At 47.9% G+C, this 21,495-nt stretch carries 19 protein-coding genes, 2 tRNA genes and 1 pseudogene; 6 read left to right on the forward strand and 16 right to left on the reverse strand.

Annotated features, from left to right (window positions below):
- Positions 1 to 17: 17 nt before the first annotated feature.
- The 5 genes and pseudogenes from HOY33_RS05325 to HOY33_RS05345 form a co-directional block, all read right to left on the reverse strand.
- Positions 18 to 887, reverse strand: a complete 870-nt coding sequence (locus tag HOY33_RS05325) for a restriction endonuclease (protein WP_172289458.1) — start codon at positions 885 to 887, stop codon at positions 18 to 20.
- A gap of 673 nt (positions 888 to 1,560) precedes the next feature.
- Positions 1,561 to 2,810, reverse strand: a pseudogene (locus HOY33_RS05330) (integrase domain-containing protein).
- A gap of 187 nt (positions 2,811 to 2,997) precedes the next feature.
- Positions 2,998 to 3,074 (reverse strand) — tRNA-Pro (locus tag HOY33_RS05335).
- 78 nt (positions 3,075 to 3,152) lie between these two features.
- Positions 3,153 to 4,904, reverse strand: a complete 1,752-nt coding sequence (gene yejM, locus HOY33_RS05340) for an LPS biosynthesis-modulating metalloenzyme YejM (protein ID WP_172289173.1) — start codon at positions 4,902 to 4,904, stop codon at positions 3,153 to 3,155.
- Between the two features lie 14 nt (positions 4,905 to 4,918).
- Positions 4,919 to 5,149, reverse strand: coding sequence for a YejL family protein (locus tag HOY33_RS05345; protein WP_172289174.1), 231 nt, complete (start codon positions 5,147 to 5,149; stop codon positions 4,919 to 4,921).
- A gap of 177 nt (positions 5,150 to 5,326) precedes the next feature.
- Here HOY33_RS05345 and yejK point away from each other — a divergent pair, with 177 nt between their 5' ends.
- A complete protein-coding gene (gene yejK, locus HOY33_RS05350; RefSeq protein WP_172289175.1) occupies positions 5,327 to 6,337 on the forward strand; it encodes a nucleoid-associated protein YejK in 1,011 nt (336 codons plus the stop codon).
- Positions 6,338 to 6,441: 104 nt separating this feature from the next.
- On the opposite strand, the gene HOY33_RS05355 is transcribed toward yejK, so the two are convergent.
- Positions 6,442 to 6,531: transfer RNA gene (locus tag HOY33_RS05355), tRNA-Ser, on the reverse strand.
- 218 nt (positions 6,532 to 6,749) lie between these two features.
- Complete coding sequence (locus HOY33_RS05360) at positions 6,750 to 7,388, reverse strand: RpiB/LacA/LacB family sugar-phosphate isomerase (protein ID WP_172289176.1); 639 nt, start codon at positions 7,386 to 7,388, stop codon at positions 6,750 to 6,752.
- A gap of 251 nt (positions 7,389 to 7,639) precedes the next feature.
- Between HOY33_RS05360 and HOY33_RS05365 the strand changes: the two genes are divergently transcribed.
- Positions 7,640 to 8,293: a tellurite resistance TerB family protein gene (locus tag HOY33_RS05365; protein ID WP_172289177.1), complete on the forward strand. Its 654-nt coding sequence runs from the start codon at positions 7,640 to 7,642 to the stop codon at positions 8,291 to 8,293.
- 78 nt (positions 8,294 to 8,371) lie between these two features.
- Here the strand turns inward: HOY33_RS05365 and fabA are convergent, their stop codons facing one another.
- Both fabA and HOY33_RS05375 read right to left on the reverse strand, forming a co-directional pair.
- The gene (gene fabA, locus HOY33_RS05370; RefSeq protein WP_172289178.1) at positions 8,372 to 8,890 is read right to left on the reverse strand and encodes a bifunctional 3-hydroxydecanoyl-ACP dehydratase/trans-2-decenoyl-ACP isomerase; all 519 of its coding nucleotides are present in this window, start codon (positions 8,888 to 8,890) and stop codon (positions 8,372 to 8,374) included.
- 91 nt (positions 8,891 to 8,981) lie between these two features.
- A complete protein-coding gene (locus HOY33_RS05375; RefSeq protein ID WP_172289179.1) occupies positions 8,982 to 10,709 on the reverse strand; it encodes a Lon protease family protein in 1,728 nt (575 codons plus the stop codon).
- Positions 10,710 to 10,918: 209 nt separating this feature from the next.
- Between HOY33_RS05375 and matP the strand changes: the two genes are divergently transcribed.
- A complete protein-coding gene (gene matP / locus HOY33_RS05380; RefSeq protein WP_172289180.1) occupies positions 10,919 to 11,377 on the forward strand; it encodes a macrodomain Ter protein MatP in 459 nt (152 codons plus the stop codon).
- A 67-nt stretch (positions 11,378 to 11,444) separates the two neighbouring features.
- On the opposite strand, the gene ompA is transcribed toward matP, so the two are convergent.
- Together ompA and sulA are read right to left on the reverse strand one after the other, a co-directional pair.
- Positions 11,445 to 12,497, reverse strand: coding sequence for a porin OmpA (gene ompA, locus HOY33_RS05385; RefSeq protein WP_172289181.1), 1,053 nt, complete (start codon positions 12,495 to 12,497; stop codon positions 11,445 to 11,447).
- 362 nt (positions 12,498 to 12,859) lie between these two features.
- The gene (gene sulA / locus HOY33_RS05390; protein WP_172289459.1) at positions 12,860 to 13,366 is read right to left on the reverse strand and encodes an SOS-induced cell division inhibitor SulA; all 507 of its coding nucleotides are present in this window, start codon (positions 13,364 to 13,366) and stop codon (positions 12,860 to 12,862) included.
- 222 nt (positions 13,367 to 13,588) lie between these two features.
- Here sulA and HOY33_RS05395 point away from each other — a divergent pair, with 222 nt between their 5' ends.
- A complete protein-coding gene (locus HOY33_RS05395; protein WP_172289182.1) occupies positions 13,589 to 14,215 on the forward strand; it encodes a TfoX/Sxy family DNA transformation protein in 627 nt (208 codons plus the stop codon).
- Between the two features lie 21 nt (positions 14,216 to 14,236).
- Here the strand turns inward: HOY33_RS05395 and yccS are convergent, their stop codons facing one another.
- Both yccS and HOY33_RS05405 read right to left on the reverse strand, forming a co-directional pair.
- Positions 14,237 to 16,372, reverse strand: coding sequence for a YccS family putative transporter (yccS, locus tag HOY33_RS05400; protein ID WP_172289183.1), 2,136 nt, complete (start codon positions 16,370 to 16,372; stop codon positions 14,237 to 14,239).
- A gap of 19 nt (positions 16,373 to 16,391) precedes the next feature.
- Positions 16,392 to 16,838: a YccF domain-containing protein gene (locus HOY33_RS05405; RefSeq protein ID WP_172289184.1), complete on the reverse strand. Its 447-nt coding sequence runs from the start codon at positions 16,836 to 16,838 to the stop codon at positions 16,392 to 16,394.
- 169 nt (positions 16,839 to 17,007) lie between these two features.
- Between HOY33_RS05405 and helD the strand changes: the two genes are divergently transcribed.
- On the forward strand, positions 17,008 to 19,062 hold the full coding sequence (gene helD, locus HOY33_RS05410) for a DNA helicase IV (RefSeq protein ID WP_172289185.1): 2,055 nt from the start codon (positions 17,008 to 17,010) through the stop codon (positions 19,060 to 19,062).
- 56 nt (positions 19,063 to 19,118) lie between these two features.
- On the opposite strand, the gene HOY33_RS05415 is transcribed toward helD, so the two are convergent.
- Positions 19,119 to 19,577: a methylglyoxal synthase gene (locus tag HOY33_RS05415; protein ID WP_172289186.1), complete on the reverse strand. Its 459-nt coding sequence runs from the start codon at positions 19,575 to 19,577 to the stop codon at positions 19,119 to 19,121.
- A 150-nt stretch (positions 19,578 to 19,727) separates the two neighbouring features.
- Positions 19,728 to 20,399: a DUF2057 family protein gene (locus tag HOY33_RS05420; RefSeq protein ID WP_172289187.1), complete on the reverse strand. Its 672-nt coding sequence runs from the start codon at positions 20,397 to 20,399 to the stop codon at positions 19,728 to 19,730.
- A 234-nt stretch (positions 20,400 to 20,633) separates the two neighbouring features.
- On the opposite strand from HOY33_RS05420, the gene HOY33_RS05425 reads away from it, so the two are divergent.
- The gene (locus HOY33_RS05425; RefSeq protein WP_172289460.1) at positions 20,634 to 21,047 is read left to right on the forward strand and encodes a CoA-binding protein; all 414 of its coding nucleotides are present in this window, start codon (positions 20,634 to 20,636) and stop codon (positions 21,045 to 21,047) included.
- A gap of 57 nt (positions 21,048 to 21,104) precedes the next feature.
- Here the strand turns inward: HOY33_RS05425 and hspQ are convergent, their stop codons facing one another.
- Positions 21,105 to 21,413, reverse strand: coding sequence for a heat shock protein HspQ (gene hspQ, locus HOY33_RS05430; protein ID WP_172289188.1), 309 nt, complete (start codon positions 21,411 to 21,413; stop codon positions 21,105 to 21,107).
- Positions 21,414 to 21,495: the final 82 nt, after the last annotated feature.

The following is a 21,495-nucleotide window of genomic DNA, read 5'->3' on the forward strand; positions in this document are numbered from 1 at the left end:
AAGATAGTGGCAAGTTTCTATTTAATAGAACCATCTTGCAAAATCCACTTTTTCTCTTTTGTTAAGTAGTTTTCAACTATTCCCATTATCTGTTTAGAATAGTCAATAATAGCTACGCTTTCTATCGGTTTTCTATGTATATATGTTAAAGAATAACCAGTTATTTTTACTATAATCTGACCGTCTGAGCTTTCAATAAATGCATTATCTAATTTTTCGCTATATTCACCAGAGCCATATTCTATATTTGGTATTTTCTTGATCAGTATTTTTTCTAATTCATGGATGCTGTATTTTTTCCCTGCGGAAACTTCATTTATAAAAACTTCATTGGTTAGGCGGTGTCCAAATATATTCTCTAAATTTTTTTTGGTGTAAGTGTTTTGATTTTTGAACCATTCAATATCAACTGTAGGGTTGAATCCAGTTATAGTCGGAGGTGTTATTGCTACTATTTTAAGGTGAACTTCTTTCAGAAAAGGTGTTCCATCATCACCAAACCAATCTGTATCGGCAATATCCCTTACAATTAAAAGGTCAATATTATACTGTTTCGCCTTTATTTTTGCTCCATTTTGGTAGCCTGTTTTTGTTGCATAAATTAACTTCAGACCGGGTATGTCATTTGTTTTCCCAATTAGTGCATCTATTTTATCTATAGATATAGGAGATGAGTAATCTTTACACTCTATGATGGTTTTATATTTTTGTCCACCCAGTTCAAATTCCCAATAAATATCAAACTCTCTATCTATTCCAGATCTATCTTTTATTTTTTTATTAGTTTCGATATTTATATTAATTAAATGAGATATTTTTTCCGCTTCAATTAACGATTTTTGAATTTTTTTTACGAACTCTTCGTATTTTTTCCCATCATTTTTCATCACATGTGTTCTCTTTTTTACTTAGAACCTAACATTTTAAATTCACAATGAAAATATGCAATATCTAACACTACTTCTATTCCCCACTGTGGCGACTGCGTAAAAAACCTTAACATTTCTATACATGCGTACCGCCCAAAAAATTGATTTTAAATTTAATAAAATCAGGCGCAGCACGGCTTACAGCGTGGTTCGCAGAGATTGCCATTGTGCACAGAAATGCGTACCAATTGCGAATTTTACCGTAGCCGTTCAGTTTCGTTTTGCGCACTTTCTCACTGCGCAGTGAGTTACCCGATCATGATTTTTGTGTGTGCAAAATTCTTATAGATAAGCAAAAGTGGGTCGGTTTGGTAGGTTCAGTCGGTTCACGTAGTCAACTGATTGATAGATAGAGTAATTATTTTCATAATTGAACCGACCTATGGGTCGGTTCATGACGTGTGAAAGTCGGTTCGTTAGCCTGCGTGCAGTTTCTTCTAAGGTTAACCACTCTTTTAACTTAAATAGCTTTTTCATGACTCTCCCTCATAAAGAACCCCATGCCTGCTAATAGGGAAAAGGTCACTCGAATATTATCTCAGGCGTAGGTTTCTTTCGGTTTGTACCGGATAACGACATTTTAGGAGGGCAGTTAACAGGAATCAATAATTAACTGTATATAAATACAGTGTTAATCATTAACAGCACGTAAGCCCCTGGCTCCTTCCGATGCCATGACTTTTCCTGTTGCGGCTGTTTCCACAAATTCACCCCACCAGCACATCAACACTTTGCGCTGTTCAAGATAGGTGGAACGGTTATAGGCGCGGCGCACTTCGTTGGTGTCAACGTGGGCTAGGGCGGCTTCGATCACGTCCGGCGGGAAACCTTCTTCGTTGGCGGCAGTGCTGAATATGGCACGTAGGCCGTGGGACACCAGCACGCCTTTGTAGCCCATACGACGTAATGCGGCGTTAGCGGTCTGGCTGTTCATCGGTTGCTTGGGATCTTTACTGGAAGGAAATAGGTATTCCCTGTGTCCGCTGATTGGCTTCATGGCGTCCAGAATGGCTAATGCCTGCGGGGGCAGGGGAATAACGTGTTCACGGCGCATCTTCATGCGGCCGGCGGGGATCGTCCAGGTTTTCTCTGCGAGATTTATTTCGCTCCAGCGGGTTTCTGCGGCTTCGGCGGGGCGGGTAACAGTCAGTAGCTGCCATTCAATCAATAAACGGGTCTGTAACTCAATGCTGCGACCGATAGCGTTTTCATCAAGCCAGGTAATGCCTCTGGCCGGATGGTCGGCATATGGGTTTTAACCGGCGTCTGAAACGCTTTGCGGATCTTGGCTGCGGGGTTAGCGGGAATCAGCCCGGAGTTAACCGCGTAATCCATTACCTCGTTAATTCGCTGGCTTACCCGTTTGACGGTTTCCAGTTTGCCGCTGGCCTGTATCGGCTCCAGCGCGGTGATGAATTGCCGGGCGGTAAGTTGGGTGATCGGTAAGGTTCCGATGAACGGGAACACGTATTTTTCCAACGAACGCCAGATATCTTTAATGGTGTTCTCGGCCAGCGGTTGGGATTTTTTCACTTCGTACCAGTCGGCGGAAACTTTGGCGAACGTGTTCAGATTGATGGCTTGCTCTTGTTCGCGCTGCTGTTGCTGGTGGAATTGCGGATCAATACATTTTTCTAAGAGCGCTTTGGCAGCTTCCCGCATTTGCCTGGCATCAGCCAAAGAGATTGCCGGATAGCTGCCAAATGTCAGCGTAGTGCGTTTTTTGGTTTGTGGATGGTAATAGCGAAAACGCCATGTCTTTGTGCCGGAAGGTTTGACGAACAATAGCAGCCCGCCACCATCATGCAGTGACAATTCTTTGTCTATTGCTTTAGCGGCTTTGACTTCCGTATTGGTGAGGGGCTTTGCCTGGATTGCCATGATCGTGACCTTTGGGACTATGTTTTTAAGGGACTATAGCGGCATAGTCCCAAATGTAGTCCCAAACTTTCCGGCTGTAAACGGGGTATCCCGATAGATAACAGGCAACAAAAAACCCGCAAACTCAGTGAGAATGCGGGTTTCTGTGGGGTTTCCGGTAGTAAACGATACTTACCGAATATGTATTTGGTCGGCACGAGAGGATTTGAACCTCCGACCCCCGACACCCCATGACGGTGCGCTACCAGGCTGCGCTACGTGCCGATGCTGCGGGTGCTTATACTACCGCTTATTACGTCGATTGCAAGAGCCAGGCAGAATGACTGCTTTAGTTTTAAGCAGTTAGTTCGCAATAAAGCGTCTTTCATTGGTTAGCACCTGTAAGAGCAGGGTAAGCTGGGGTTTTTCATCATTCAGCTTATGTCCTTCCCGATCGTAGGCGCGATAGCTGCCGTTGCTTTCCAACATAATGATCTGCTCCGGCGTAGTGATCATTAAATCGCCGCCATTGCCATTCGCCAGCCAGTTATTACGCCGTTGGGCTGAAAACAGATCCTCACCCTGAGAATAATCGTCGGCGGCGTTTTTGACATGCAGTAAACGCTGCATCAAGGTGGTCATGACATCTTTGTTATCCGTCATTTTTGTAATCGTCTGCGCTGGCGTACCCGGCCAGTGAACGATAAGCGGAATTTGCCATTGTGCGCGATGGAAAACCTGTGCCTTGTCACCATTGACGGGATTTTTTTGCATGGAAGTAATAATTATGACGGTATTATCCAGCACATTTTTTTCCTGTAATGTACTGAGAATGCGCTCGATTTGTTGATCGACATGTTGATTGTTGGCGCGGTCGCGACGGGATTGTTCCGCTCTTGTTTCCCCATTTTGCGTAGCGCTGTTCAACTCAATATAAGAGAACCAGGGCGCGGTATTGCTATCGTGGTTCAGCCATTGTTGCCATTGAGCGGTAATCGCTTCGTTACTCTGTTCCTGTGGCGACGGGAGAGAGAAATCGGACAGCAACGCCTGGCGGTAAAGGGAATTATCAAAGCCGTTGGTAGAGAACAGCCCAAGCTGATAACCCTGCTGACTTAATGCGGTCATCAGGGCAGAGGGTTTACGGGCGCTCAGGATACCGTCCATATACGTCGTCGAGATCCCGTAGAAAAGATTGAATAACCCGGCGTTTGGCTGGGTGCCTGAATCGTAATGATCGCTGAAGCGGATATTCTGTTCAGCAAAACGGGTCAGGTTCGGCATGTCATTCTGCACGCTGTCGGACGGCGTATCGGCGATGACAATCATTAGTAGGTTATATTTGCTGCCGCCGTCACGGAAGGTGATGTCGTTCAGCGGATATTCCACCGTCATCGCTTCAGGGTTTCCCTGCTGCGCCAGACGACGCTGATACTCTTGCGCATCAAGCAACCCATGTTTTTCCAGAAAACGGCGTGCCGTCATAGGGTAAGACAAGGGCAGGTTGGCGCGTTGCATCGTAATCGGACGATAGAAATTCGCATCCGCCCAGATATACATCAGATGCGAGGCTAAGAAAGCCGAAATAAAAACCGCGGCCAAAGGCTTGCCGAAACTGCGGCGGCCAAGGCTACGCAGCTTTTGCCAGCACCAGGTGCCAAACAGCATTTCCACCAGAAAAATAAGCGGAATGCCGATGAACATAAGTTGCCAGTCTCGCGCCAGCTCGCTTTGATCCGGGTTTATCACCAATTCCCAGACGGTGGTGTTGAGGTGCAGATGAAAGCGTGTGAAAACCTCAATATCCACCAGAAGCAGCGTAAGCCCTGCCGTCGCCAGCGCAGCGGAAAGAAAGCGCAGCAGGCGCTGAGACATCACAATGAATGTCAGCGGGAAAATGACCAACAGATAGGCGGCAAATCCAATGAAACTGAAATGCCCGAGCCAGCTCACCAACGCATAAAGGCGGCCAAACAGAGAAGATGGCCAGTCGACAACAAACAGATAGCGGCTACCCAGCCCCAGACTGAGCAAAATATTAAATAAGGCGAACCAGTGTCCCCAACTGATCATCTGGGAAACTTTTTCACGGTAGCGCTGACGGTTGGTTACCATAAGTTGGTCAAAAATTAGTGAGCTTTATCTGCTTTTTTAATTGAAGCCTGTAATGCTTCGGCGAAAGAGCGGGCCAAGACCTGACGCTGAGCCGGAGCGACACTGGTATTAATCAGGTTGGTCACCATATTACCCAGCACCATTAAAGCAAGATCGGTTGGAGCATGGTGCTTTTCCAGAACATTGACCAGCTCGGAGAGCAATTGTTCAACGTGTTCGTCACTGTAACGGGATGATTGTGGCATAAAATGGCGTTTCTCAAGCTGTTAAAGTCGCATATCTTACCGTATAGGCACATCCTTTTCCGCACTTTTATCATTTTACACCGCTTGCGTGTTTACGACAGATGAAGTACGGCTTTTTGGTTGCAGGCACACTGGTTCGGTGTTTGAATACGTTCCTTGCTAAAAGGAGAGTTTATCATGAGTCTGGATATCGGCCAGATTGCCCTGCATCAACTGATTAAACGTGACGAGCAAACGCTGGAACTGGTGTTGCGTGATTCACTGCTGTCGACCAATGCAACCGTAGAAGAAATGATGGCTGAGCTGCATCGCGTCTATAGCGCCAAAAATAAAGCGTATGGCTTGTTTAATGAGCAAAGCGAACTGGCGGATGCGCTCAGAGCCTGCCGTAAAGGCGACGAAGGCTTTCTGGAATTCACACGGGCAGCCACCGGGCGCTTGCGTGACGAACTGGCCAAATATCCGTTTGCCGAGGGCGGCATAGTCCTGTTTTGTCAGTATCGTTATCTGGCCGTTGAATATTTGTTGATTGCGGTTCTCAATAGCTGCAACAGCATGCGGGTCAATGAACAGCTTGATATCAGCAGTACGCATTATCTGGATATCAATCATGCGGACATCGTCGCACGGATTGATTTGACCGAGTGGGAAACCAATCCGGCGTCAACGCGTTATCTGACTTTTCTGAAAGGGCGGGTAGGACGTAAAGTCTCTGACTTTTTTATGGATTTCCTGGCGGCGGCTGAAGGGTTGGACGCCAAAGCGCAAAACCGCGGTCTGTTAAAAGCCGTGGATGAATACTGTGCTGATGCGCAACTGGATAAAAATGAGCGTCAGAACTACCGCCAGCAGGTTTACAGCTACTGTAATGAGCAGTTGCAATCGGGTGAGGAAATTGAGTTGGCGGCGCTGTCTCAGGATGTGCCCCCGTTGGGTGACAAAACCTTCCAGCAGTTTTCAACCGAGCAGGGGTATGAACTGGAAGAGAGCTTTCCAGCCGATCGCAGCACGTTGCGACAGTTGACAAAATTTGCCGGAAGCGGTGGCGGCATCAGTTTGAATTTCGATGCGTTATTGCTAGGGGAACGTATTTTCTGGGATCCGGCAACGGATACGTTAACCATAAAAGGGACGCCGCCAAATCTGCGCGATCAATTGCAGCGCCGGTTAACCGGAGGTAATCAGTAAATTAACGACAAAACGGCCTTCCTGCCGTTTTGTCGAACCCTGGCGTCCCATCAACATATAAAAGAAAACGCCCTTAACAAAAGCTAAGGGCGTTTTCTTTTATATGGCGGTGAGGGAGGGATTCGAACCCTCGATACGTTTTCACGTATACACACTTTCCAGGCGTGCTCCTTCAGCCTCTCGGACACCTCACCGGGGGTTGCCGCATAGGTGGCAACGGGGCGCTACTATAGGCAGTCGCTCTACGTCGGTCAAGCAGTATTTGATGGTTTCGGCGTATCTGGTCAAGCATTGAACGCCGATGGGTTAAGGCGGCTTGGCATAAGAGAGATTTATGCTTTCTGTTGCCTAAAACATAAACTCAAAAAGAAAGAGCCACAGGCCAAAACGGCCTGTGGTCTTTTTATGGGCGTTAGGCCAGCAGGCTTTTAATGTAGCTGCTTAGTGCTTCATCTTTGCTGTTGGCAAAGAAGTATTCCTGGAATTTAGGGCCGCTGATGGCGCCTTTCAGCAGTTCCTGATCGATATCCTTCAGAATCGCGATCAGATCTTTGTAGGCAACCGCTTTAACGGCATCCAGAATCTTCTTGTTGCGCTGTTCTGGAATGACGCGATCGCGCGGATACCCTTGACCGCCTTCACATTCGAACAGTTTTTCGAAGATATATTGCAGGTTCAGTTCCGCTCCCCAGCCAAAACCTTTAGCGAAAGGAAGAGAGATAGCGTTACCGTCGTTGATCTGAGCAAACATATAACCATCAGAAGGATCAACTACCAGACCGCAGATCACGCCGGGAAAAGAATTACACGCCAACATCGCGCCAGCGCCAGTACCACAGCCAGTGACCACGTAATCGGCCGCACCCGAGTTTAGCAGAATGGCAGCCAGAATACCGTTCTGTACATAAGTCAACTGGGCGGTATCTTCAGCAGAATATTGGCCGTAGTTGAAAACAGTGTGGCCCATAGGCTCAACAACTTTAGTCAGGGTTGCGGCAATCAATTCGTTCTTGGCCGCCTGGCTGTTCTCATTAATCAGAGCAATTTTCATGTTCGTTCCTTTTTTGTGACGGGTAGCTTAATTTTTTAAAACCGCATTTCAATTTAATGGGTGCAGTATACCGTTTCAAAAATAAAGCGCAAACCGTCGAATCGAAGAATGCGGCATAACGCGTTAGAATGTGATAAAGAGCGCCGAATACTTTTCATTGATATACATAACCTGACAAAAAAAAGCCTCCCGGGTCTTACTATGATCAGGCAGCGTGAATGCCTGTAACGCTATTTTCTCGAGGTGTAAAAATGAACAACTGGTTACAACAGATTCAGGGCCTATTAAACTCTGGCAGTCCTAAACAAGGCAATCATCAAGGCGGCAGTAATGGCAATTTAGGCGATATGCTGAAACCTGCCGCGTTAGGGGGGCTTGCAGGTGTGTTGTTATCGAATAAATCAGCCAGAAAAATGATGGGATCGTTAGGTAAGAATGCGTTGATTATTGGCGGCAGCGCTGCCGCTGGTGTTGTGCTATGGAATCAGTATAAGAAGCGTGTACGGGATACTCATCAGGACGACCCGCAATTCGGTGTGCAGTCATCATCCGACAATATACGTGCGCGGCGTTTGATCCAAGCGCTGGTATTCGCCGCGAAGAGCGATGGTCATATTGATGCTTCAGAGAAACAGCGGATTGATGAAAATATCCAGCAGTTGCAGTTGGGACATGAGGCTCAACGCTGGGTGCAGGATGCTATCGAACAGCCTCTGGATCCGGAATTGCTAGCCAGGGATGTTAAGAATGAGGAAGAGGCTCTGGAAGTCTATTTCCTGAGCTGTGCGGTGATTGATGTCGACCATTTTATGGAGAAAAGCTATCTGGATGCATTGGCGACGTCGCTTAAAATCCCTCAGGATGTACGCCAGTCGATCGCAAACGAGATGAATAATCAGAAATAAGACGGATAACGTTGGTCTGAGAACGGTTTTGGATTACCGCGGGCGAAAAACCAGACCGTTTTTCGCCCGCAGATTAAATCAGAAAGAACTTGTATCTTTAAATAAGCCCACTTTCAGCTCATGTGCGGTGTAGATTAAGTGTCCGTCTACCAAGACTTCGCCATCAGCAATCCCCATAACTAAACGACGATTAATGACGCGTTTGAAATGAATACGGTAGGTGACTTTTTTCGCCGTAGGTAAAACCTGTCCGGTGAATTTGACTTCACCTACGCCCAGCGCGCGTCCTTTTCCTTCGCCGCCCAGCCAGCCCAGATAGAAACCAACCAGTTGCCACATGGCATCCAGACCCAGGCAACCCGGCATCACGGGATCGCCGATAAAATGGCAACCAAAGAACCATAGGTCAGCGTTGATATCCAGCTCTGCTTCGACATAGCCTTTTCCATGATGGCCGCCGTCTTCCGTCATTTTTACGACTCGGTCCATCATCAGCATATTGGGCGCCGGTAACTGTGGTCCTTGCGGGCCAAACAGTTCACCACGGCTGGAGGCAAGAAGGTCTTCTTTTGTATAGGATTCGCGTTTATCTACCATGTTCTCTGTAAGCCTTGTTTTAGTGAAGCACGCAGGTTAGCGTACAGCTGTACGCTGAGCAAGTCCGTTACATCTGGTTAAACCAGTGCGATTAACGGAAAAACCAGGGAAAGCGTCGCCGTTCCTGCGGATTTAATTGTCCGATTCGTTCACGAATTGCCGCCAGCAAATTGGGCTGTTGCGCATCGTCGTAAGCCAGATTTGTCAGTAATGATATTGCTTCCGGCGCCGTTTCTACAGGGAAAAGATGGAATTGCCCGTCACGAACGGCGGCAATAACGTCTTCCTGAAGGCACAAGTGACGAAGATTGGCCGCTGGCAGTATCACCCCTTGTTGCCCGGTTAAGCCGCGGCGCTGACAAACTTCAAAGAAGCCTTCAATCTTCTCATTGACGCCACCGATAGGTTGCACATGACCGAATTGATCAACAGAACCCGTTACGGCAATCTGCTGGTTAATGGGTTGCAAGGCAAGGGCGCTGATCAAGGCGCTTAGTTCAGCCAGCGAGGCGCTGTCGCCGTCAACTTCGCCGTAAGATTGTTCGAACACAATAGAGGCCGAGAACGGCAGTTGTTGATCAAGCTCCAGCTCCGATATCAGGAACGCCTGCATAATCATCATGCCTTTGGCATGCAGATTGCCGCCAAGTTCGGCTTTGCGTTCGACATCGGTAAACTCGCCGTCGCCGGGGTGCACCACACAGCTGATTCGCGTTGGTTCGCCAAACATTATTGGGTAACCCGGATATTCCAATACGGACAGGCCGTTGACCTGCCCGATGACATAGCCGTCGGTTTCAATCAGTATTTGACCCAGTTCGATTTCATCCTGCATGCGTTCGCGAAGGTAGCCTTCGCGCCAGCGACGGGCCGTCACTGCGTCGATGAGCGTCTGAGCGCTGATTTCCTGATCTTGCGCGTAGAGCGCGGCATATTTTAGCTGGTGGGTCAGCCATAGCGGGCATAGCGGCAGGCAACCTTGATCTCCGCTGTAGCGCACTGACAAATTAAAGAATTCAGGCCATGCATCGGCGGTCAGCAAGGGCAGAGCGTGTTCTAGACACAGCGAATTGACATAGGCGCACCAACGCGCCATGTCGTCGGTTTCAATAAGCTGCAACTGTGCTTCAAATTCACCATATATTGACAGCTCACCCAGCTCCGGCTCCATATCATGAATATCACCTAAACTTTCCCGATCGCCCAGGATGATTAAATGAATATCCATCGGCATGGGGGGAATAGCGACAGGCAGCGGTCGGCGTTCATCAGGGGAAAGCCAGCGATAAACCCCTTCCGTAATAATTTGCTTTAGACGTAACCACATCAGCGGCTGTGCCAGTAAGGCTCTGGCGGAAAGAATCAGCGTGCCTCCATTTACCTGATGGATTAATCCAGGATGAAGAGTAATTTCATCCTGAAAATAACGAACACATCCAAACAGTTGCTCCGGCTCTATCCACTCCTGACTGCAACAGGCGCGCTGCGACGCAAAATTATCAGTGGCGTGTGTTGCCGGCTGTACCTGAATATCGCGGCCTTCGATGATATATTTGCTGCCGTATAAGGTTTCGACGCCAGGCCTGATGGTATTCACGGCGCGTTCAATCAACGCTATGTATTCGCTATTCTCCTGTGCTTTCAGCAGCATAAAGCGTGAAGGCGCACGAGGATGGCAAAAAAGCGTCAAACTGTCAGCCAAACGCGGTTGAATAGCAGAAAATTCAGCTGGGGTAAGCTGTGCGGCCTGAGCGAATAAAGTTTGATAAGGCGTATGGTTGGGCAGTAAATGCTGCCATGCGAGTCGGTTACTGGTCAAAGTATCAAATGTAATCGTCTGAAGGAAAAACGTGATTATACAAGAATAATGCAGGCTGCACATGAGGATAGTCATATGATAAAAAATGACCCCGTGCGATGAGCGTGTTTTGTGCAGAAAATGGTCTTAAAAATAACCTATGATCGGTGAAAGTCATAAAAAAACTGTTATGCTAATAACAACGTTACACGGTCACTGAAGAACCCAACATGAAATATCAACAATTAGAAAATCTTGAGTGCGGGTGGAAATGGAAATATCTGGTGAAGAAGCACCGTGAAGGTGAACCCATCACCCGTTTCTTAGAGCAAAGCGCGGCTGAAGAAGCGGTGGATGCACTGCTGAAAATCGAAAATCAGCCGGTGAAGGTATTGGAATGGATAGAGCGGTGTATGAGTCCGGCGCTGGAAAACCGCATGAAGCAAACTATTCGTGCGCGGCGTAAACGCCATTTCAATGCAGAGCATCAACATACGCGCAAGAAATCGATTGATTTGGAGTATTTGGTCTGGCAGCGATTGGCTGGATTGGCTCAACGTCGCGGCAGTACGTTATCGGACACCATTGTGCAACTGATTGAGGATGCAGAACATAAAGAGAAATATGCCAGTCAGATGTCATTGCTTAAACAGGATCTTAAAGCGATTCTGAATAAAGAAAGCAATTAGATAAATAATCCGCACATGCATGAATAAAAAAACCTCGCCGAAGCGAGGTTTTTTGCATTGATAACACTTAAGCCTGAGGCTGAGTTACCACATCTTTAATGCCTTTAACTTCGATCTCTACGCGACGATCGGGAGCCAGACATTCAATCAGTGCAGCACGACCTTTCACGCTGTCACAGGTAGAACCGGTAACAGGGTTAGATTCGCCTTGACCGCGAGCAGAGATTTTGTTCGCCGGGATGCCTTTAGCAACCAGGTAATCCACAACGCTCTGTGCGCGTTTTTCAGACAGGGCCTGATTGTACTGATCGGAACCCAGACGGTCTGTGAAGCCTAGAACTACAACGGAACCGTCTTTCGGATCCAGAGAGCTCAACTGAGTGTACAGTTGATCCAGTGATTGCTGGCCTTCTGCTTTCAGCGTGGACTTGTTGAAGTTGAACAGTACGTCAGACTTCAGAGTGAAACGTTTGGTTTCAACTACCGGAGCCGGTGCTGGAGCTGGAGCTGGTGCCGGCGCTACGTAGTCATCCTGACCGAAACGGTAAGAAACACCAACGCTCAGCATGCCATTATCAGGACGGCCGCCAACTGTCGCGGCGTCACCGATATTGTTAACCCATTGGTATTCCAGACGGGTAGCCCAGTTTTTGTCGATTGCGTACTCAAAACCAGCCGCGGCCAACGGGGAAACGCCGGTGTCATCGTTGCTGTGACCAACGTCATCACTACTATCAACACGCCATACCATTCCGCCCAGACGGGTATAAACGTCCAGATCGGTGGCTACCGGGTAGCTCAGTTTAGCTGCAAGCTGAACGCCTTGGGCTTTGAAGTCGCCATGGCTAGCGCCGGTATATTTCATACGGCCCAGCCAGTCATAACCCAGTTCAAAACCTAAGTATTGGTTAGCTTGATAACCCAGGAATGCACCTGCACCCAATTGGCTTTCATGCGGGTTGTTAGTCACTTGATACCCATTGCCATATAAAGCAGTATCATGGTACTGAGACCAGCCCAGTTTACCACCGGTGTACCAGGTATTATCTTTTGGTGCGGCTTGAGCTACGGTAGCGAAGCCTGCCAGTGCCACTGCAATTGCGATAGCTGTTTTTTTCATTTTACGCCTCATTATCATCCAAATCGGCCATTAACTCGGAAGGCTAATCAACCTTTGGTTAAAATCCTTTAACAGGAGACTTTGCTCTTATTTATTACTCACTACCAAGTAAATTGGCGTTATAAAAGAGCAACTCCAGCGTGTTAAAGTCTACAACGAGATGAGAAAGTTACAAGTATGATGTGATTCGTATCATAAAAAAATTAACGATTCATACATACTTACTAACAAATAGTAGATGATTTTGACAGATATCACTGGTTTTCTTTCGAACCAAACGCATCCCGGAGGCCGTGAAATGGCGCTCTGCCGGGATATGTTCTAATTTCCCATTGAAACGCATGAGAAAATTCTTAATTTTATTAATGATACAAAGTTGAGTGAATTTTCATGCTGGGAAACAGTCTATAGGGGCTAAAATTTGCGTTTTCCGGCCGCATAATGAAACCATACGTGTTTCCTGACTGGGCTGCCTGACGCAATCTTACCCTTTCTTCTTCGGTCAACTCGGTAGGAAGCCAGCACAGTACGGCACTGTAATTTCCCGTCAATAAGGCTTTTTCCATGGCATCAACCGTCAATACGGGGTTGATGTGATTCAACTGAATAATTTTATCTAGCGGCAGCCCCGATTGTTGTAACCAGGGACGGCTAATCTTTTGTTGGGGAGACAACCAAAGCAGCCAGCGTGATTGAGTGGCTAACTGCTGCAACAGGGGGAGCAGCAAATGCGTAACTATGGGTTGATCGGCACTGTAAACTATTTCGCTGATAATTCCTCCACAGGATGCAGAAGGGGTCACGGCAGGTTGGTGATCGGAAAACGGCGACTGTTGAATCTTGTAAGAACTGAATGATTGAGTACGCATAATGAGCTCCACCCATAGTGTTACTGTATGCATATACAGTATCCTGTGCGTGGGTGAAAATCAACCTGATTTTTTCAAAGCGCCTCGCATATTCAGCATGCAACGCTCAGCAAGCTCATTTTATGTTTGAAGCCGCCTTTACCCTGTGGTTAATTACTTGTTCCTGTTAGAGATATTGCAGTCTGACAGGGATTGGTTATTTCAATACTAAGGATCACAGTAATGAAACAGTTAAGTAAAAAAAGGATTTTGCAATCTAAGTGCTATTTTGCATCTTTAGGGGACATCACCTCGCGTTCCCAATTCGGTGGCTACAGTATCGCAGCAAATAATATTATTTTCGGATTAGTATTGGGCGGCGAGCTTTATCTGCGTGCCAGCAAAAGAGATGAAAAGCACTTCCACGATCGTAATATGCCTCATCTTATCTATACCAAACGGGGAATACCTATTCCGCTAAGTTATTATCTTGTTGATGAATCGCTATGGGAAAACCATATGCAACTGTTGAACTTCGCCAGATTGTCCCTGGCGGGCGCGCAGTATGACAAATCGGCTAAAAGCGGAGGTGGACGCCTAAAGGATTTACCTAATCTCAATCACGATCTTGAACGTTTACTATGGAAGGTAGGCATAAAGAACATTGACGAGTTGCAGCAATATGGCGCCAAAAACAGTTATCTGAAATTGCGGGCGGTCAAAGGCAATCTCAGCGTCAATATATTGTTGGCGCTTGCTGGCGCAATATGCGGCACGCATCAGGCGGCATTGCCAAATGGTATTCGTAAGGAGCTGTTGGAATGGTATGAGCACCATGCGCCTTCTTCTTTTAAAAGGTACAAGCATTGATGGAATACCGCCTTCGTTGTTTTACAACTTAACCATGTCATTTTTTAATTGAGTCAGTTCGGGCAGCAGTTCAATGAGCAAACCAATCTGTTGAAGCACCAATAGTGCTTTGCTTTCTGACTCGGGCGACAGGGATTGGATGCGGCTGGCTATGGCATCCAATTCCTGATTTATGCGCGGGTTGTCCGTTTCATGCAGATGCAACATATCATCAACATAACGCACGGTATCGTCCAGTAGTTGCAGAATTGCCGGAGATGAAATTTTTTCGCGGTGAGCGCCTAATGTGGAGATATAACTCAGCAAGGTATGATTAAGGCACAGTAAGCGAAAAGCGCCGTCCATTTTATTACTGGTAATATGCGGTTCCGATGACATATTAGAAATAACCGACGCTAATTCCGCATCACAGTTATGGGCATCCCGACGAGCAATACGGTAGGTCAGACTGTTATCTTTCCCCTGATGGTACTGCGTCATTACCGCGTCAAGATAGCGGCAATTGGCATCCAGTGTTTTATTGATAACCGCAGGTAGTCCGCGAAAGCGCCAGTCGGGCCAGATAAAGCTAACCGCCGCCCAGGCAATGGCGCACCCGAGTAATGTATCAATTACGCGTGGGGCAGCGACGTCAAACCCCTCGCCCAGCAGGTTGAAACACAGCAAAACCAATAGCGTAATAAACATGGTGGCATGGGCGTACTGCACATTCCGAAAAGCAAAAAAAAGCACGCCGCTAATCACGATGAGAACCAATTGTCCCTCAAGCGAAGGGACAAAATATAAAATGGGCAGCCCCAGTAAAATACCGGTCAGTGTTCCAATGATCCTCAGCGCCAGTCGCCGACGGGTCGCGTTATAGTTGGGCTGACAAACAAATAAGCTGGTCAGCAGTATCCAGTACCCATGCTGCATTCCCGTGATCTGAATAAAGGCATAGCCGCTGCACAGTAATACCGACATACGCACGGCATGACGAAACAGGGCGGATTGCGGGGTCAGATGGCGGCTGATCCTCAGCCGGATATCGCTCCAGCCGGTAAGCTTGTCATCGGCCAGGGTATTTTCCGGATTACTTTCCTGTTCGATAGTTTGTTCTGATTCAATGGTCGCCAACTGGGCGTCGATGGCGCGCAGATTATTTAATAAGTATTGTAATGCCTTGATTTGTGAAACATTGGCCTGCGCGCCGTCAGAAATCCGCGCGATCGCTGATTCAAGATGAACGAATGCGCGTTCTATACGACTGTCATGCTGATACTTTTGATGTAATAAGATGGATTGCGCCAGTTGTTGACAGGCTCTCGCCTGCATCGAGAGCAACCGCTGGAAGCGGAACAATATATCGCTATAACGGAATTTCTCACGTAGCTGCGGATAATACACATGGGATGAACTGGCCCGTTCGTGTATATCCTGAGCGACAAAGTAGTAATGCAATGTTTGGCGGGTGCCTCTCTGCCCACGATCGCCGCGCAACCTGGTGAGTAATGACGATTTGGTCTGATTCAGGGTAGCGACCAACTGACTGTTGACCATTGCGACTTCAATCAAGGGCTTATCTGTTTCATCTTCGATATCGGGATCGAATAAATTGGCTTTGGCGTCCAGATAGCGCGCAAGCTGCTGATAACACTGCGCCAGATTGTCCTGTAACGGGCGGATCGGGAAAATCAGGTGCCCAAGCAGCGTCAGCAGGTTGTACCAGGACGCCCCGACCAGCAGCATCATGGGTTGCTGATACCAACTATTGTAAAGTGTGATACCCAACATGGTATACACCGCAATCAGCAACGCGCCGAAAGCGATGGTGGCATAGCGTTGCCCCAATGCGCCGAGCAAAATAAAGCCGCAGGTTGACAAGGCCAGCCCGATGCCAAACAGCCAGGGATAGGGAAACAGCAATTCAATCGAGACGGAAGCGATAAAAAAACAAGTCAGGGTAATAAACAGATTACGCAGGCGGCCGGTCAAACGGTCGTCAAGATCGGCTAATGCGGCGGCAACGACGCCGAGCGTCACCGGGATCGTCGACGTCGGCTGACCAAGCCACCAGGGCACCGCTACCGCGCCGGTAAGCGCAATAAATATACGGATGTTATACAGCCAACTGCTGTTATAAATGTAGCGGCGGATCCCTGGTGTGAATACAAACAACGCTATATCCTCGGCTTGGTTAACGATAATGGCGGCGGGCGTTTTCTTCTCTGGCGGCCTGCGCCAGTTCAACCGGTACGACACGACGACCGACGGGCCAGAGTGCAATGGCGGCGATTTTAAAGTTGGCGATGCCGACAGGAATGCCGATGATGGTTATACATTGTGCGATACCGGTGACAATATGCGACAGGCACAGCCACCAGCCAAAGAAAATGAACCAGAAGATGTTCAGCAGCGAACCGCCGACGTTTAAAACGGCATTTTTCCCCTCCGGACGTAGTTCGTCAACGTGAATGGCTTCGTTGCCATAGGGCAGCAAGGACAACTTGGTGATCTCCCAGCATGAGCGCGTTAACGGTAGCGTAAAGATCAGCAGGATGCTCACCACCGTGGCCAAAAGCCAGGATAGGGTGGTGAAGAATCCGCCTAACACGAAATTAAGGATATTCAATACGGCGCGCATAATTTCTCCTGTATTTCCCAGGGCAACCAAACCCTATGATGATAAAAGAATTATCACATCAAACACCTGGATATCCTAACCTGTTTTTAAGGCTGGAGCGTAAATGCAGATAACAGGTAAACTACGGTGATGGACGATAAAAATCTCACAACTTCATGGCGCAAACATAATGGAACTTAAATCAACATCTTTAGGTAAACATTTGGCGCAACATCCGTATAACCGGGTGCGGCTGCTTAATGCGGGCGTCGAGGTGAGTGGCGATAAACACGAATACATTATCCCCTTTAATCAGCTGCTCGATATTCGTTGTAAAAGAGGGTTGGTATGGGGAGAACTGGAGTTTGAATTACCGGCTGACAAAGTCGTGCGTTTACATGGCACCGAATGGCAGGAAACTCAGGCATTTTACCGTTTATTACTCAAATCCTGGCAATCGTGGAGCGAGGAAATGAGTGTGGTGAGCGCTGACGTTTTACAAACACAAGCAGACGAAATCCGGGCGCTGGAACAACAGGATAACTGGTTCGGCCGTAAGGCGCTGGAGCAGTTACAGGAAGGTATTCGCAGCACGCTGGCGTCGCTTCCTTTGCCTGTCGCCCGGCTTGATGAATTTGATATTTGCCGGGATAACTATCAGTTGTGCCGGCAGTGGCTTGAGCGCGGAGACGGGCAACGTACCGAGTGTAATCAGCAATGGATGGAACGTATGCTGACGGCGCAACAGGAGTTTTTCCAGTCGGTGGAGTCGGCGGCGCTGAATGTAGCCCAGTGTAAGGCGGTGATGAACGGTGAAGATGCCGTATTGGTGCTGGCCGGAGCCGGCAGTGGTAAAACGTCGGTATTGGTGGCCAGAGCTGCTTGGTTAATTCACCGTGGCGAGGCTATTCCCGAACAAATTCTGCTGTTGGCATTTGGGCGAAAAGCGGCGGAAGAAATGAATGAGCGCATTCAGGCCCGACTGTATACGGATGATATTCAGGCGAAAACGTTTCATGCATTGGCATTGCACATCATTGAACAGTCCAGCCGTAAAGTTCCCATGATTAGCCGGTTGGAAAGCAATGGTAAAATGCGTCGTGAGTTACTGATACAGAATTGGCGGCAGCAATGCACGGAGAAAAAAACGCAGGCTAAAGGCTGGCGGCAATGGTTGACCGACGAACTGGCGTGGTCGATTCCCGAAGGGGATTTCTGGCATGATCAGGCGTTGGCTGAACGTTTGGCCGGCCGGTTGGAGCGCTGGGTCGGCCTGATGCGAATGCACGGCGGCAGCCAGAGTGAGATGATTGAACAGGCTTCGGAAGATTTGCGTCCGCTATTTCAGCAGCGCATCCGGCTGATGGCGCCTTTATTGAAAGCCTGGAAAAAGGCCCTGAAAGATGAAAATGCCGTGGACTTCTCCGGTTTGATCCATCAGGCGGTCAACCTGTTGGATAACGGGCGTTTTGTCAGTCCGTGGAAACATATTTTAGTGGATGAATTTCAGGATATTTCCCCCCAGCGAGCGCGCCTGTTGACGGCATTGCGCAGACAAAACAGTAGAACAAACCTGTTTGCCGTGGGCGATGACTGGCAGGCCATCTATCGCTTCAGCGGGGCGTCGTTGTCGCTGACAACCGCATTTGAACAAAACTTTGGCGTAAGTGAACAGTGTGCGCTGGATACGACTTATCGATTTAACCAGCGTATTGGCGAAGTCGCCAACCAGTTTATTCAGCAAAATCCCTATCAGCTAAAAAAACCGCTTAACAGCCTGAGTAAAGGGGATAAAAAAGCGGTGACGATTCTTCCTTATGAACAATTAGAACCCTTGCTGGATAAATTAAGTAGTTTCGTTAAGCCTGATGAACGGGTTCTGCTGCTGTCCCGTTATCATCATTTACGTCCGCCGGTGTTGCAGAAAGCGGCGACAAAATGGCCGAACCTGCCTATTGACTTTATGACGGTCCACGCCAGCAAAGGTCAGCAGGCGGAATATGTGATTATCGTCGGTATGCATGATGGCAACGATGGTTTTCCCGCACCGGCCCGCGAGTCCATTCTGGAACAGGTTCTTTTGCCTGAACCTGAGGATTTCCCTGATGCGGAAGAGCGCCGCTTGCTATATGTCGCCTTGACCAGGGCCAAGCACCGGGTTTGGTTATTACAGGACAGTAAAAAACCGTCAGTATTTATCGAACAACTTCGTAAACTGGGCGTACCGTTGCAGCGCAAGCCGTGACGAGCGAAACGATAGGGCCGGCGATGTTTCGTCGGCCTGCTGAAAGAGGTGACAGGTTACTTCAAACGTTCCTGCAAATAGCGCTGATAATCCGGAATGGTGATTTGAACCGGATGTTTAAATATTTCCGAATTGATCAAAAAATCAGCGGTTGAGCGGTTTGTCGCTACCGGAATATTCCAGACCGTGGCCAGTCGCAGTAGTGCTTTAACATCCGGATCGTGCGGTACGGCGTTAAGCGGATCCCAAAAGAAAATCATCAAATCTATTTTCCCTTCAGAGATCAAGGCGCCAACCTGTTGGTCGCCGCCCATCGGCCCGCTCAGCATACTCGTAACGGGAAGACCGGTATTTAGCTGAATTAAATTACCGGTTGTGCCTGTGGCATAAAGCTTATGCTCAGCTAGCACGGCTTTATTCGTACCGACCCAATCCAGCAGAGATTGCTTACAGTGATCGTGCGCCACTAAAGCGATATGTTTATGTGCGCCGATGGTGCGGGTGGTGAACTCCATGGTTAGTCCTTCAATCGGTATGGTAATGCTATCGATGGGGAAACAGCAGATTACGGAAACCGTGTTTCAGTGCAAAGTGATAAAAAGCAAAAATGCGAATAGCCGCCAAAAATCCGCTGCAACTGCGCGCAAAACCATCAGATTAAGGCTTCAATGGCTGTCTTTTTCTTTTACCCAATGCAGAAAACGCTGCTGAGTCTCTTTATCTGCCTGCTGGAACCAGTACTGCATAATTGAAAACAGCGTGCTGCTGATTATGGAGGACGAGGAGGGGGCGGCGGGGTCTTCTGTTATCGCCCAGTCGGTTGGTTGTGAAGATGAAATCAAACCGGCAACCGATGCGTCATGGTTTGCCGCGTTATATTCAGACATCTTCTTCTCTATATCATGCTCATGCGCCAATTCATCATCGGTAACGGTCAGTATATCGACACGGGCAGGGATGGGGTGAAGGCGTTCATCGACTAACTGATAATTTGTTTGTCGATCAAAGTTTTTACGCTCTTTTGTGGTTTCCAGAGACGGTAATTTAAAGGAAACTGACGCCAGGTTCTCGGTATTGAACGTTGCGATCAAGGCTGGGGAACGATAGCTGTTTTTAACACCGTTAGCGCTGTTGATGATTTTTACAACGTTAAACAGAATTTGATGTTGCCCGTTATCGAGCTCAAGACTATCGGCGCCTTTCAAAAGCGAACCGGATACCTTTTTTCCATCAACCACGATCAAATCAATGTTCTGGTCTAATTGCAACGTCGTGGCGATGGCTGGCATGCCTATACCTGTCATAAAAAAGCACGCAATAACAAGGCCGAATTTCATTGGTATCCCCAAATGATCATTAATCCGGATATTGTTGAGTAATTGTCATAATGTGTCAAAGATTTCAATTTGAAATGTAGTGTTATTTTTTATGATTAATATGACGGCGCGGTTTTCCCATTCGTTATTTATTCATCGTTGATAAAGGATGTTTTAAATCAGTATTGCAACGCACTTTTATGTTGATGAATGTGCGATACACTATAAAGAATGAGGCAAAAGAGGCTGAGCATGATGAAAGACAGCGACATTGAATCCGTACTTAAAACAGTAAAAACCATTGCGCTTGTCGGGGCCAGCGAGAAAACCACCCGGCCAAGTTATAGCGTCATGGCTTATCTGCTTGAGCAGGGGTATGAGGTTATACCGGTAAGCCCCAAACTGGCCGGTCAGACTTTACTCGGGCAGAAAGTCTACGCCAGTTTGGATGAAATTCCGCAGCATGTTGATATGGTTGATGTGTTTCGTCAGCCTGAAGCGGCTTATGACATTGCCAAAGAGGCGATAGCCATCGGGGTTAACGTATTATGGCTACAGATTGGCGTCATCAATGAGCAGGCCGCTGTTCTGGCAAAAGATGCGGGATTGGAGGTGATCATGGATCGTTGCCCTAAAATTGAAATCCCACGTCTTGGTTTAGAGAAGTAAGTTACCGGTTTATCGCCGCAACAGAGCAATGCTGATTGACCTCTCGTGCCGCATAAATCAGTGGCGAAGTTGTGGCGCACGGTGTCTGATCACCTTAGCCAATTCATCTAATGAGGGATGATCATCCTGATAGGGTTCTTCCTTGATCAGTTGAGCCTCTGCCAGATAGGTATGAATAGGCTGCCCTTTTTCATCTTCCATCACGACATGATACCAAGGCGCTGTCCGCAACGTATCGTTGGCATCTAACTCCTCCCATGCGGGAGCCGCCAATGAATACTCGGGGTCGATATCGATAATCACACCCGGATAGCCCAGAAGTTTGTGGCGGATCTGTTGCCCGATACCAAATTTGCAGATGATCATATAACCTCCTGAGAAATCTTATAACACTCTCTAAATGGGGGGCTTTTGCGTTTTTTCAAGTAGGCTAAACGGCGCGTGAGCT

Source organism: Brenneria sp. hezel4-2-4, from assembly GCF_013155275.1.
Classification (GTDB): Bacteria; Pseudomonadota; Gammaproteobacteria; order Enterobacterales; family Enterobacteriaceae; genus Brenneria.

Excerpts from the sequence above, each read along its gene's own strand:
- HOY33_RS05325 (WP_172289458.1), bottom strand. The coding sequence starts at position 887 with ATGAAAAATGATGGGAAAAAATACGAAGAGTTCGTAAAAAAAATTCAA.
- yejM (WP_172289173.1), bottom strand. The coding sequence starts at position 4,904 with ATGGTAACCAACCGTCAGCGCTACCGTGAAAAAGTTTCCCAGATGATC.
- HOY33_RS05345 (WP_172289174.1), bottom strand. The coding sequence starts at position 5,149 with ATGCCACAATCATCCCGTTACAGTGACGAACACGTTGAACAATTGCTC.
- yejK (WP_172289175.1), top strand. The coding sequence starts at position 5,327 with ATGAGTCTGGATATCGGCCAGATTGCCCTGCATCAACTGATTAAACGT.
- HOY33_RS05360 (WP_172289176.1), bottom strand. The coding sequence starts at position 7,388 with ATGAAAATTGCTCTGATTAATGAGAACAGCCAGGCGGCCAAGAACGAA.
- HOY33_RS05365 (WP_172289177.1), top strand. The coding sequence starts at position 7,640 with ATGAACAACTGGTTACAACAGATTCAGGGCCTATTAAACTCTGGCAGT.
- fabA (WP_172289178.1), bottom strand. The coding sequence starts at position 8,890 with ATGGTAGATAAACGCGAATCCTATACAAAAGAAGACCTTCTTGCCTCC.
- matP (WP_172289180.1), top strand. The coding sequence starts at position 10,919 with ATGAAATATCAACAATTAGAAAATCTTGAGTGCGGGTGGAAATGGAAA.
- ompA (WP_172289181.1), bottom strand. The coding sequence starts at position 12,497 with ATGAAAAAAACAGCTATCGCAATTGCAGTGGCACTGGCAGGCTTCGCT.
- sulA (WP_172289459.1), bottom strand. The coding sequence starts at position 13,366 with ATGCGTACTCAATCATTCAGTTCTTACAAGATTCAACAGTCGCCGTTT.
- HOY33_RS05395 (WP_172289182.1), top strand. The coding sequence starts at position 13,589 with ATGAAACAGTTAAGTAAAAAAAGGATTTTGCAATCTAAGTGCTATTTT.
- HOY33_RS05405 (WP_172289184.1), bottom strand. The coding sequence starts at position 16,838 with ATGCGCGCCGTATTGAATATCCTTAATTTCGTGTTAGGCGGATTCTTC.
- helD (WP_172289185.1), top strand. The coding sequence starts at position 17,008 with ATGGAACTTAAATCAACATCTTTAGGTAAACATTTGGCGCAACATCCG.
- HOY33_RS05415 (WP_172289186.1), bottom strand. The coding sequence starts at position 19,577 with ATGGAGTTCACCACCCGCACCATCGGCGCACATAAACATATCGCTTTA.
- HOY33_RS05420 (WP_172289187.1), bottom strand. The coding sequence starts at position 20,399 with ATGAAATTCGGCCTTGTTATTGCGTGCTTTTTTATGACAGGTATAGGC.
- HOY33_RS05425 (WP_172289460.1), top strand. The coding sequence starts at position 20,634 with ATGAAAGACAGCGACATTGAATCCGTACTTAAAACAGTAAAAACCATT.
- hspQ (WP_172289188.1), bottom strand. The coding sequence starts at position 21,413 with ATGATCATCTGCAAATTTGGTATCGGGCAACAGATCCGCCACAAACTT.